The sequence below is a fragment of the Bacteroides propionicifaciens DSM 19291 = JCM 14649 genome (genome assembly GCF_000375405.1).
In the GTDB taxonomy this organism is placed as follows: domain Bacteria; phylum Bacteroidota; class Bacteroidia; order Bacteroidales; family Bacteroidaceae; genus Bacteroides_E; species Bacteroides_E propionicifaciens.
This window is the reverse complement of record NZ_AQWS01000001.1, coordinates 1-13,203: the sequence shown is the minus strand read 5'-3', so window position 1 is coordinate 13,203 and position 13,203 is coordinate 1. Positions and strand designations below refer to the sequence as shown.

Sequence of the window (13,203 nt, the reverse complement as noted above, 5' to 3'; positions counted from 1 at the left end):
GGAAGTATATATCTATGATTACAAATTAATTTTCAGCTATTAAAAACCTGTAAAGCCAAGTCTTTGGAGCCCCTTCTGAACTTCATCTATCTGCATGAAATTGTTCCAAATAAGTTTAGATCTATAGTTCTCTATAGAGATTATGATTGGCCCTTGATTGATAGCTATATAATCAGTAGCATACCAATTGGCGGTCAAGTTAAAACCATCAATGAAGCCTAGATTGCTCCAAAGTTTATCTCCCATTTTATAATAAAAATAACGCAAAGCATCCAGCGATTCTTCAGGAGTATAGATTATGGAAGACAGCGCAGCTGTTAGAGTTATTACACCCTCGTCATTTGTGGGAGAAAACGCAGAATAACCTTTATTACCATCTCCAGCTGTTAATCCCCAAGAGTTCTGACTATACCCTTTGTAACCATTTGGATTTTGAATAACATACGCACGATTCACTAAAGTTTGAGCCTTATTTTGCTCAAAGTAATTAGCATACTGATCGGCCAACTTGTTTGGATCTAATCCTAAGAATGAGTAATGGCTAAAAAATAGTGGTCCCCCTAATTTGGGACCTAGAGGTAACTTTATTCCGTAATTTTCACTACCATTAATAAACGCAGGACCACTTGCCCAACCTTGATGATAGACATCAGCACTTATAGGGTGAGTGGGTGAAGAAGCAGCCAAAACATAAACAATTAGTGATTCATTCCAACCACGAATAGGAAGATTCATCTTCCACTCATCTGTAGGACTCCAATGCCAATAAAGAATGTTTTCACCTCTGGTAAAGAAGTTCCAATCAATTGCTTCCCACATATTTGTAATGTCGGCTCTTAATTGAACCTCCTCTGCTACATTACTATCAAAATAAGCACGAGCACTCAGCAACCCTTGAAATAAAAGTGCTGTCTCAACAAGGTCAGCTCCATTATCAAACTCGCTAAAAGGAAGTGTATTACCTGTGTTACCATCAATCCAATGCGAAAAAGCACCATGAAACTTATCAGCCTTATTATTTAAGAAAGAGGCGATTTGGTTAACCTTCACCGCAGCTTCTTGACGAGTAATAAATCCACGTTCAACTGCCGAAATCATAGCCATAACACCAAAACCAGTTCCACCAGTAGTTACGATATCAGGAGTTGATATACGCTCTCTTGACATCCCTGATGTAGGGTGTGCATAGTCCCAGAAATATTTAAACGTATTCTCTTGAACTAAATTAAGAAGCTCGTCGTCAGTAATACGAGGAAACTTGTCAGAGATCATCTCACCAGTTGCAATTTTAACAACCTTACCTGAAAATAGATTATTACCACTTTTAGATTGAATTGTAGGTTGCACAACTAATCGATAAGAAGAGTGAACAGCTAAAGCCTTACGAGGCAGTAGTATGATTGTTTTAGTATCTTCTGAATAAGCAATATCGAGTGAAACCTTCTTGTCTTTAGCATCTAAGAGAGAGATCCCCTTAGAAGTAGTCATTTCATTTATTGCTTCAGAAAACAATAAATTGATCGTACCTTCAGGATTAACATTTACCAATTCAACCAGACTAACCTGATCTTCAACCTGTACATTCTCAAGCTTAAAACTTGTATCCGATAAGTATTTTTGGCCATCATTATCAGTACAAGAAGAAGCAAACAACCCAAAGAGTAAAGCTAAACTAAGATTAATATACTTCATACTATTAAAGTTTATTGGTAAATAAATTCGTTATTTCATCGGCTGTTAATGCTCTATCATAAAGATTAATACCATCAAATAAACCTTTGTAATAACTAGCCCAATCCTGTTTGGATGCGCCAGAAGTTAAACTAGGTATCGTCTGAAACTGATTAGCTCCTATTACAAAAGCTTCACCTAAATCTTCGAGATACAAAGCACCTAGTCCTTCAAATACAACCTCGTGAACTTTAGCACCATTATGCCATACAGCAAGAGATGAGGTAGTGTGATCGTACGTAATAGCTAAGTGCTGCCAACCGCTATTAAAGAAATCAGGCAAACGCAATTCCGTCCAAACATCTTCAAGTCCTGATTCTTTTTTCTTCCAAAGGTGAACTTTCATCAAAGCTTCAGTTTGAGAACCGTTATTGTCAAAGAAGACTTCAAAATTTCCCCAAAAACTCTTTGTGTTTGGCAAAGAGATTAACCCTGTAGCACCATCATTCTTAGGACTGTTAAGCCAAGCTGTAAAACTGAGGCTCTGCATACTAGATAAAGCATCTAGCATTTCATCTTTAATCGCTATATGTGGAGTAATCAACATATAACTCTCATCACCTCCTTGGTAGGCATACTCAGTAAGCCCACCATCAGGAATTATTGAAGCTACGCCCTTTGGGCTAACCGTAAACTGATAAGTACTCTCATCTATAAATTTCCCAGTATTAAAATCAAGTTTAAGCTTCTGGCTATTATAATCCTCCATTGAAGGATCGGGTTTTCCCTTTGGGTAATCGAACCCTGGACGATCCATATCTTGAAAACAAGACTGCAAAGAAAGTAGCAAGCTAAGGCCTAAAATATATTTAAATGCTTTCATATTTGATCAGATTAATAGTTAGGATTTTGAACTAATATACCCTCAGAGTTATCGATTTGAGACTGAGGAATAGGTAGGTAAGCATGCTTATCTTGGTAATTTACTTTTCCAGCTGCGTGAAGTACCTCTTTGGCAATTCCCCAACGCACTAAATCATAAAATCTATCCCATTCCATAGCCAATTCAATTCTTCTTTCATGGCGAATATGCTCACGCATTAAAGATTGATCAGTAGTATTAATAAGAGGAAGAACATTAGGATTATTTCCTCGAGCTCTTGCTCTGACTTGTTCGATAAGTCCGCTAGCCTGACTAACGTTACCCAACTCATTTGCAGCTTCAGCCGCCATTAATAATACATCAGAATAACGAATAATACGAATATTAAACCATGCACCATAGCGAGTATACTTAGCTCTAAGAGCTGGATCTGTATAAGCTTTTTTGTTATAATAGTTATTTACAACATCAGTTTGAGCAATTGGAACTTCACCATAAGGTTTATTTGGCTTCATGGTAGCAGCCTCAGCAGCAGTTTTAGCAAAGTAGAGGAGTGTTTCGTCTTTTCGAGGATCATTCTTCTCAAATGCGGATGCTAGAATATCAGTTGGCGTATGCCACCCCCAACCTAAGTCAAACTGACCAGCACCACGAACACCTTGCACAAGAGCAAACTTGCTACCAATTTTATCGTCATCTGGTTGAGAAGCCGTAGCAGTACACTGAATTTCAAATACAGATTCAGAAGAATTTTCGCCTTTCTCTCTAAATATCACATCAAATGGTGTGTTGAGATTGTACATGCCGCTATTTATTACCGCACTAGCATACTTATGTGTATTAGCCCAATCGTTACGAGTCATATGAGCACGTGCATGAAGTGCATTTGCAGCACCTGAAGTCAATCGACCAATATATATCTGTCCCCACTGAGTTGGCAAGTTCTCTGCAGCAAAATCCAAATCACTATCGATCAAAGCATAAATATCTTCTACCTTTGACTTAGGGACATTAGCATCCTCAGCTTGGTCCAACTTAAAAGTAATCAAAGGCACTTCACCAAAAGCACGTACAAGATTGAAATAAGCAAATGACCTAAAAAACATTGCTTCAGCCTTACTTCTTTTGTTATCTACAGATAGTTCACCTTTTTCTTCTTCGGTCTTTATATCACTAAGCAGAGTGTTTGACTTGTGTATAATATTATAGTTACCAGTCCAATAGGATGCAATCAGCCCATTAGTTGCAGAATACTCAAAATCATCGTACATCTTGGCATTCACCTCTCCATCACCCTTGGTACTACCTTTTTCAGCATCTTCCGAACGGAAATTGTGAATTGCCAGTGCTGGAGTACCACTAGTTACTGAAAAATCTCTCATCAACCCATAGATAGCAAAAACCTGACCTTCGAAGGATCCTTTCTGGTCATTTACGTTCCACTCTCCTTGAGGCTTTTGATCCAGTAAGTCAGAACAAGAACTTCCAGTTATTGCTCCCACTAATAGTAGAGCTATATTTATTGTTTTAATTATATTTCGTTTCATAAGTCTTCGTTTTAGAAAGTTAGATTAAATCCTAATGAATAAATTGATGGCATAGGATAGGTTCCATTATCCACTCCAAACTCAACAGACGAACCTCCCACTTCTGGAGTATATCCTGAATTTTTACTCCAAGTCTTCACATTATCCATATTGATATAAAAGCGTAATGATTTAAGACGAATCTTTTGCAGTACGGATGGAGTTAATGAGTAGCCTAATTGGATGTTTTTGATTCTAAAGAAACTACCATCTTCTATAAAATAGCTAGAGGCCTCATAGTTAATAGATCTAGAGGGGTCTAGTATAGGTTCCCAGTTCGAAGTACCCTCACCCGACCAGCGTCCAAGGTTTGCTTCTCGATAATTATATTGCGCAAATTGAGAGTTACCCCAATTACGATAAATATCATTACCGTAAACTCCCATCATATCAACTGAAAGGTCGAAGCCTTTATAAGCTAAGCCTAGATTAAATCCGTATGTAAAATCAGGAGTTGGATCACCAATCATTGTTCTATCAGCAGTAGTTATTTTACCATCCTTTGTTACATCTTCAAACTTTAGATCACCTGGCTTTACAGTACCCAAAGTATTAGTTGGTGAAGAACTTATATCTTCGTTGTTTTGGTAAACCCCTACTACATTATAGCCATAAAAATAACCAATAGGATAACCAGCCTGAGTCACAGAAACATTTGTGATTTGTCTAAAGTCTTTGTCTCCACCAATCTTCAACACTTTATTATTGATCGTAGTAAGATTGGCACCTAAATTATATTCTACACCAGTAGAACCAATTTCATCTCGCCAAGAAGCTGCAATCTCGAATCCACGGTTACGAACTGTTCCATTATTAACTAATGAGTTTTGCGCACCCATCTGCCCTTGTTGTAGCAAGATAATATCACGAGTTTCTTTGTGATAGTAAGTAGGTTCAATACGTAGTCGTTCTCCGAACATAGTCATATCAAAACCAACTTCCCATGAGTAGGTCTTTTCCCAACCAAGTTGTTTAGAACCATACTGAGAAACTAAGTAATCTTCATTATAACTTGGTATAATATTATCGCCAAATACAGCACTCGGACCAGGTACTAAAGATGGATATGTAGGATATCTCCGACCACCAACAGCATCAGATCCTAGAACACCCCAAGAACCTTTTAGCTTTAAAAAGTTGATAAATGAAACATTCTCCATAAAGCTTTCTTGAGAAAGAACCCAACCACCACCAAAGGAATAGAAATTCCCCCAAGTCTTGCCTGAACCTCTAAAGACTGATGAACCATCTCGACGGTAAGAAACATTTAATAGATATTTATTGTCATAACTATAAATTCCACGCAATAAGTAAGAAAGCGTAAACTTCTTCCATTGATTGCCACCATTCTTCATAGCATTGTTCCCTAGAGAACTAATCCACCACTTATCAGGATCATTATCTGGTATCGGAAAAATAATATTATCCACGTGTTGGCTACGCTCTACATTTATACCAGAATTCTCATTATAACGAGTCGTAATACCAGCAGTAGCATTTATAGAATGTTTTCCAAAGTCATTCTTGAAGTTTAAGATATAATCGCTAATTGCTGTAATATCTGTGCTTTTTGCCTGAAGGATAGCTTCTCTATCGGATAGATTTTCAGCTCCTTTAAGCTCTGGGTTATACATACGAGCCATCGGCATAAACTGACGATTATTATAACTACCGAAATCATAAGAGAAAGTCGCTTTAAAGTTGAAGTACTTTAAAAAATCCAACTCCCCGTAGATATTACCAGCACCTCTATAGTTTGCCGCTTTATTGTGATTTGCCCAACTCTCAACGTCTAACAGAGGGTTCCAAACTTGAGCACGTTGAAAGTTTGGCATAATATGTGGTAAGCGTTCTTCAATACCCATGTTATTTACAGCCACTCCGTATTTAGGAGCTATTGGAGCTGCCCTTAGAGCACCGTTTACACCTTTAGCATCTGCAGGGAGCACACGACTACCATTAAACTGAAATCCAAAGCGAAGTTTATCCGTGACATCAAAATCACTTTTTAAATTGATGGTAACACGAGACATCTTTTCCTTTTTGATAGATCCTTGCTCATGATCGTACCCCACACTCATGTAGTGTCTCCCCTTTTCATTTGCACTTGATATACTCACATTGTTTTGAGAGATTAATGCATCTTGAAAAATTGCATCTTGCCAGTCAGTATTAGCATTCCAGTTTGTATAATCAAAAGGCATAGCTCCCTGATTGATTAATTGCTCATTATACAATTGCTTGAATTCTGCTCCATTAGTCAACTTAATCTTATCAGCAACATGCTTAATACCTACAGATGAGTTTATATTAATATTAGTAGATCCTGCTTTTGCTTTCTTAGTAGTTACAATGATAACACCATTAGCTCCAGCAATACCAAATACAGCTAGCGAAGAAGCATCTTTTAGAATCTCCATTCTTTCAATGTCGGCAGCATTTATGTTACTGATATTATCCGTAAAAAGACCATCTACCACATAAAGAGGTTTATGGCCATTAATAGAGTTTGTTCCTCGTATTCTAATTTCAGGATCTTGACCAGGACGACCAGTATTAATAACTTGTAAACCTGCAATTTTACCTTGTAAACTTGCAGCAGGGTTTGTCGCGGAACGATTACTAATTTCTTTAGCGTCAACACTAACAATTGAACCTGTTAGATCACGCTTCTTAGCAGAACCATAGCCGATAACGACAGTTTCAGCAAGTAAAACAGTGTTCTCTTGAAGTACTATATCTATTCGATCAGAGTTTCGCACTTCTTTTTCTACAGTGTTCATCCCTAAATAGGAAAAGATGAGAACATCTCCTTTCTGTGCATTAACAGAGAAGTTTCCATCTAAATCGGTTAATACTCCTGTATTCTTACCTTTTACAACTACGTTTACACCAATTAGAGGTTCTTGAAACTCATCAAATACAGTTCCCTTAATATAAGAGTTGCTCTGAGCTGAAGCATCAAGACCAAATCCAAATATAAAAGCACTTGAAAGGAATAAAAAATTCAGAAAGAAGGATATTCTTCCCTTCCTTTTAGAATCATTTTTTCTAAGTTCTTTTTTCATGATTAAATTTAATTTATGATTACACAAGATACCTTTGCTTAAATATTATCATCATAAGACAATTTATCGATATCAAACACAAGTATATCAACTAGATTTATAGAATACTAAAAAACGGACTCATGAAAAACTCACAAGCCCGTTTTTTAACTTTAAAGTAACCTCACTATCAGTACTCAAAGCACTACTAAACACTAATAATAAACACTTTGAAGCTATACTAGAATTAAGAATTCGTTTAGGTTTTGTTCAGCCGATAGACCCATTTTCTTTCTCAAGCGATATCTTCTATTCTCAATTGAGCGAATAGATGCATCCATCAACGAAGCAATCTCCTTGGTATCCATGTTAAGTTTTAGACAAGCACATAAACGTAAATCAGAACTTGTCAGATCAGGATACGACTCCATGAGTTTAGTAAAGAAATTAGCATTCTTAGCTTCAAACTTCATTAAGAACATTTTCCAATCATCTTCAGGATTTACCGACTGACTTATTAATGCATCCATTCGTTGGATCAGAGGTGCCAGAGATTTAAGATTGTTTTTAGTTTGAAAATCATAGGCTAGACTCCTTAATTTGGTAATGACTTCATTCTTCGAAACGATAAAAGAAGTCATTGTCATCAGCTCAGCATTCTTGGATTCCACTTCACTCTCTAAGTTTTCAGCCTTAGACCTCAATCGTAGAACTTCTCTTTGGCGAATTTTTCGAAGGTGCATGTTTCTATATCGAATTAAGATAAGCCTCCAAATAAGATAACCCATACAACCTATAATCAAGATGTATAGCACTATAGCTGTAGGAGTAATATAAAAAGGTTTATTGATATGGAAGGGTAAACTATTAATAGCCGATTCATCACCTAATATACCTACGGTTTTCAGCTCTAACTGATACTCACCTGGAGGAAGACGATCGTAGTGAATTTCATTAGAATTCTCTAAAATAACCCAACTATCACTTAATCCTTTTAACCTATAATTAAGTTTAAGGTTTTTATTGAATTGATTGGGAATAGTCACAACCCAATTCACGGAATTTAATGTATGAGCAATAGAAATAGGTTCTGATAAATTAATACAAGAGACCTTTCTCTCAGGGTGGTTTGAATTTCGAGCAATCATGGATTCGATCATAGGCTTGGGCAAGATACTCTTAAGAGAGTCACCATATTCTTTACCTCTTAAAGAGTCTCTGTAAATTCCAAATCCGTTATCTAAACAGACCAACTGAGTCGAGTCGTTCAATATAGAAATATTTTCGTATTCTGTTATAGGTAACAAAAACGGTGATAACTCAAGGTTGGATATAATCTTAACGTGATAACCATCGTAATAAAACTTAGTTACCGACTTATGACTTAAACCAAAGAAGTAGCTATCTTTTATAGGTATAACCTTAGATATATCAAATGCTTGCAGTGCATCATCCAGTATTTTATTGGAACTAATACTATCAGTTTGTTCATAATAAGAAAAAAACTGCCCATCACCATAAAGCTCAACACGCCCTCCGACCTTGAACAAACGCAGTCGATAAGGTAAACCTTTAGATCCACCATAATGGTTAATGGATTCAAAGCCTGATAAGTCACGATTGAATCGACATCTAAAGACACCTTTTTGAGGATGCTCCAACCAAAGATTATTTATATGATCCATTTCTATTAAGGATATAGGCTCTTTTAAATCTTCCAAAGCTTCTAACTGAAGTCCATCTAAATTAGATTTCCATACCCTGAAATAAGTTCCATACAAAAGTAATTCCTGTCCATCAATATTGATAGGAAGCATATCGTACACACCCACTTCTAAATCCGTGAATCGTGTCACACGAAAGTTAGAATGAATCTCATAAACTCCACTATTATTCAATACTAGCAACCGCCCATCAGTCTCTTTGAAACTCCAAGATTGACCCTCGGTCCCCTCTAAAGGTATCCAACCGCGCTTCACTTGAGGTTTTTCTAAATCTTTAATTGCTATAGCATAGACTTGATGATTCGTTGCTAAATAAAGGAATCCTTTCCAAAGTACAGCATCATAAATAGCACCTAGCCCGCTATTGATATTTGTAAAGACATCAAAGTCGGGAAGATCACGTACCAAAGATATTCCTCCATCAAGTCCTAACCAAACATCATTCATTTGGTCTTGGTACAGAGATAAAATCGTATTAGATTTCAAATCAAATTCAGTGCTTATATGTTCCAATATATCACCTTTTGAATTGAGTTGGAATAATCCATCAGAAATTGTTCCAATATAGTAATTACCGTTCTTACCTAGAATACCAACATTCGGATTTGCTCTAGCAACTGTTTTAAAACCACTGTCTAAAACTTTAAAATCCCCATTTACATAAGAAAAAAATCCTTGTGTAGAAGTACCAATGAGTAAACCTTTAGGGTATGGCAATATAATTCGAACATCGGTATTACTAAGAAAATCGCTCCCTTCTAGCTTTTCTAAAACTTGCCCGACAATCCGATTAAGGCCTCCATTCATGGTTTGAACATAGAGCTCATTGCCTACTTTACTCAAAAATAGAAAACCTTGCGAAGACGATACGGGTGTGGAATTTACTCCATCATAGATAAAGATACTGGAGAATGATTGGAAATAGATTTTATTATCAAATTCAAGTATTCTCCAGAAATCATTATTATGTTGCTCTTTACGATCTGTTTCGGAAAGCAAGGATTGATAACTTAAACTGCCATCACACGATCTTGTCCAAACTCCAAAATCCTCAAAGCTGCCCGTATAGATTTGTCTATTATCTTTCACGTATAGAGATCGTACAATAGTTGATTGAGGCAAAGTGAAAGATTTCCAACTAACACCATCGAATTGTAATAGTCCAGAATTATTAGCTACATAAATATAGCCCCGTTCATCTTGATCGATTGCCCAGTTTTTATTATCGCCCTTAAAGGTCTCTTTTGGAATATTAATCACCAAAGGATTACTACTTAGAGCTATTGAGACAAAACTAAACAAGAAAATAAAAGGTAGAATACATCTAAAGGGGTGTTTCATAGTTAAGAAGAACATAATAATATCTTTTCAATTAAAGATTCTATTTACTGCAGATATAGATATTTTTAAGGCTAGGTAAGATTTAAATCAGAACCCAGTACTACAATATAATTTCGACTACATTTCAAATATACAGATTTCATCACAGAATTATCTGTTAGAAATAACTATTTATTCTTATCAAGCATTTCTGAAGCCGTCTTTACTGTTTGTCGTGATCGATAACCTCTGATTACAGGCTAAATCAACACCTTTATAAATTAATCGGAGCTATAGTAGCATAGAAAGTCCAATAAAAAAATCATCAAATGAGCTTAGATATTTAATATAAAACCGTACCTTTACAGCCCTGCAAAAAGAATATATATATGCATAGAGCCGTTTCTTATGGTATAGCTATAAAGCATCTGCGGATCTTCTACAAACTAGAAGTGAATCCAGACCGTATAACTAAGGACGTGCGCATTATTTAGAATAGGATATTTAAGACCCTAAAGAGTTGATTTACAATTAACTTTTTAGGGTCTTTTCGTTTGTTACTTTTGAGTTAGTATAGCATCTTAATACTTAGAATATAAATATGGAACAACTTAAGCATGAATGTGGCGTAGCTATGATACGTTTACTCAAACCTTTGGAATATTATGAAAAGAAGTACGGCACATGGATGTACGGCCTCAACAAGCTTTACCTTTTGATGGAAAAGCAGCATAACCGAGGACAAGAGGGTGCTGGGCTAGCTTGTGTCAAGCTTGAGGCAGCTCTAGGCGAAGAGTATATGTCGCGCGAAAGAGCTGAGGGTTCTAATGCAATCACTGAGATTTTTGATAATATACAGAGTCATTACAAGGGAATATCTCCAGAGCAATTGCACGATGTAGAATTCGCCAAATCAACGCTCCCATTTGCTGGAGAGGCATATATGGGACATTTGCGCTATTCAACCACAGGTCGATCGGGGTTATCCTTTGTACATCCTTTCCTACGAAGAAATAACTGGAGAGCTAAGAATTTAGCACTTTGTGGCAATTTTAATATGACCAATGTTGATGAGATATTCGATCATATTACCTCATTTGGTCAACATCCACGCAAGTATGCCGACACATATATTTTATTAGAGCAGATTGGACACCGTCTTGATCGAGAAGTTGAACGACTTCACAACCAAGCCAAATCCGAAGGAATGCACGGCATGGGGGTAACAAATTATATTGAAGAACATATCAAGCTCGAGAATGTGCTTCAATCCTCAAGCAAACATTGGGACGGAGGTTATGTGATATGTGGTTTAACAGGTAGTGGCGAATCTTTTGCCGTTCGAGATCCTTGGGGGATACGTCCTGCATTTTGGTATCAAGATGATGAAATTGTAGTTCTCGCATCGGAGCGCCCTGTTATACAGACTGTACTCAATGTTAATGCAGAACAAGTAAAAGAGCTGGAGCCAGGACAAGCACTGCTCATCAGTAAAGTTGGAGAAGTTCACACTTCACGCATTAATTCACCAAGAGAGAGTAATGCTTGCTCATTCGAGCGGGTTTATTTCTCCCGTGGTAGCGATCAAGATATCTATAAGGAGCGTAAACTTTTGGGCGAGAAGCTGGTTCCCAATATTCTTAAAGCCATCAATTATGACTTGGACAATACAGTATTCTCTTTTATTCCCAATACGGCTGAAGTAGCGTATTACGGCATGTTACAAGGGTTTGAAAACTATCTAAACAAACTAAAAGCCAAACAAATAGCCAAATTAGGAGCATCACCGACTACACAAGAGCTAGAGAAGATTTTAACACACCGAATACGTAGTGAGAAAGTTGCCATAAAAGATATCAAGTTACGCACCTTCATTGCAGAGGGCAATAGCCGCAAAGACTTAGTAGGACATGTTTACGACATAACATACGGAAGTATCGTTAGAGGAGTTGATAATTTGGTAGCCATTGACGACAGCATTGTTCGAGGTACTACACTAAAACAAAGTATTATCAGTATTCTTGACCGCCTAGGACCAAAGAAAATAGTTATCGTATCATCCTCCCCTCAGGTGAGATATCCCGACTATTACGGAATAGATATGTCACGAATGAGTGAATTCATAGCCTTTAAAGCAGCTATCACCTTGCTCAAAGAAAAGGGAATGGAGCATGTGATCACTACTGCTTACCAGAAGTCTAAAGCACAACTGATTTACCCTAAGGAAAAGATGGTCAATTATGTAAAAGATATTTATGCTCCATTTTCTGACGAAGAGGTGGCTGCAAAAATAGCTGAACTACTAAAACCACGAGGAACTAAAGCAGCTGTAGAAATTGTTTATCAGCCCTTGAAAGGATTGCATGAAGCCTGTCCAAACCACAAAGGTGACTGGTATTTTAGCGGCAACTATCCTACTCCTGGTGGAGTTAAACGAGTGAATCAAGCTTTTATGTCGTATATAGAAGAAGAGTATAATTCATAACTAAATTGATTATATCTGGTACTCAGATCCTAAAATCAATAAAGGTGTTAGACTTACATAAGTCTAACACCTTTATTGATTTATATTTTATACCCTCAATGGGGCTATAAATATATTAGATTGAATTCAACTAGTTTAGTAACCAGGATTTTGAAGATATTCACCACCTCCTTCAAGAGACTGAAGGTAAGGAACTGGAATAGGTCGTATGGAGTTCCTAACCTTTCTTGTACAAATAGTTAAGCGACATTATTCATATTCTGTTTTCTGTATTGGTTGTTAAACTCTTCAATAGTTTGATAGTCTAGGTATGAATGCCTTCGTTGCTTTCTATACCAAATTTCAATGTATGGAGTTCCTAACTTTTTTCGCACAACTAGTTAAGCGACATTATCGTTATTGCAGCTATACAGACACAAATAGCTCTATTTATTGTGCGCTCAATGGTCATCAATAAGGCGGGATTAGAACAACTGGGGCTATTACA

General features: G+C 36.8%; 7 protein-coding genes. 1 reads left to right on the top strand and 6 read right to left on the bottom strand.

Annotation, left to right across the window (positions count from 1 at the left end; all coding sequences use genetic code 11):
* Nucleotides 1–39 precede the first annotated feature (39 nt).
* The 5 genes from B091_RS0100030 to B091_RS0100010 form a co-directional block, all read right to left on the bottom strand.
* Nucleotides 40–1,692 (bottom strand): glucoamylase family protein, encoded by a 1,653-nt coding sequence (locus B091_RS0100030; RefSeq protein ID WP_018107947.1) that lies wholly within the window; start codon nucleotides 1,690–1,692, stop codon nucleotides 40–42.
* A 4-nt stretch (nucleotides 1,693–1,696) separates the two neighbouring features.
* The gene (locus tag B091_RS12275) at nucleotides 1,697–2,554 is read right to left on the bottom strand and encodes a LamG domain-containing protein (RefSeq protein ID WP_018107946.1); all 858 of its coding nucleotides are present in this window, start codon (nucleotides 2,552–2,554) and stop codon (nucleotides 1,697–1,699) included.
* A gap of 11 nt (nucleotides 2,555–2,565) precedes the next feature.
* Entirely contained in the window at nucleotides 2,566–4,101 is a 1,536-nt protein-coding gene (locus tag B091_RS0100020) for a RagB/SusD family nutrient uptake outer membrane protein (RefSeq protein ID WP_018107945.1), read from the bottom strand.
* Between the two features lie 11 nt (nucleotides 4,102–4,112).
* Nucleotides 4,113–7,208, bottom strand: a complete 3,096-nt coding sequence (locus B091_RS0100015) for a SusC/RagA family TonB-linked outer membrane protein (protein WP_018107944.1) — start codon at nucleotides 7,206–7,208, stop codon at nucleotides 4,113–4,115.
* Between the two features lie 215 nt (nucleotides 7,209–7,423).
* On the bottom strand, nucleotides 7,424–10,252 hold the full coding sequence (locus B091_RS0100010) for a triple tyrosine motif-containing protein (protein WP_025069290.1): 2,829 nt from the start codon (nucleotides 10,250–10,252) through the stop codon (nucleotides 7,424–7,426).
* Between the two features lie 580 nt (nucleotides 10,253–10,832).
* Here B091_RS0100010 and B091_RS0100005 point away from each other — a divergent pair.
* Entirely contained in the window at nucleotides 10,833–12,716 is a 1,884-nt protein-coding gene (locus B091_RS0100005; RefSeq protein ID WP_018107942.1) for an amidophosphoribosyltransferase, read from the top strand.
* Between the two features lie 239 nt (nucleotides 12,717–12,955).
* On the opposite strand, the gene B091_RS12910 is transcribed toward B091_RS0100005, so the two are convergent.
* The gene (locus B091_RS12910) at nucleotides 12,956–13,090 is read right to left on the bottom strand and encodes a hypothetical protein (RefSeq protein WP_280506247.1); all 135 of its coding nucleotides are present in this window, start codon (nucleotides 13,088–13,090) and stop codon (nucleotides 12,956–12,958) included.
* Between the last annotated feature and the right edge of the window lie 113 nt (nucleotides 13,091–13,203).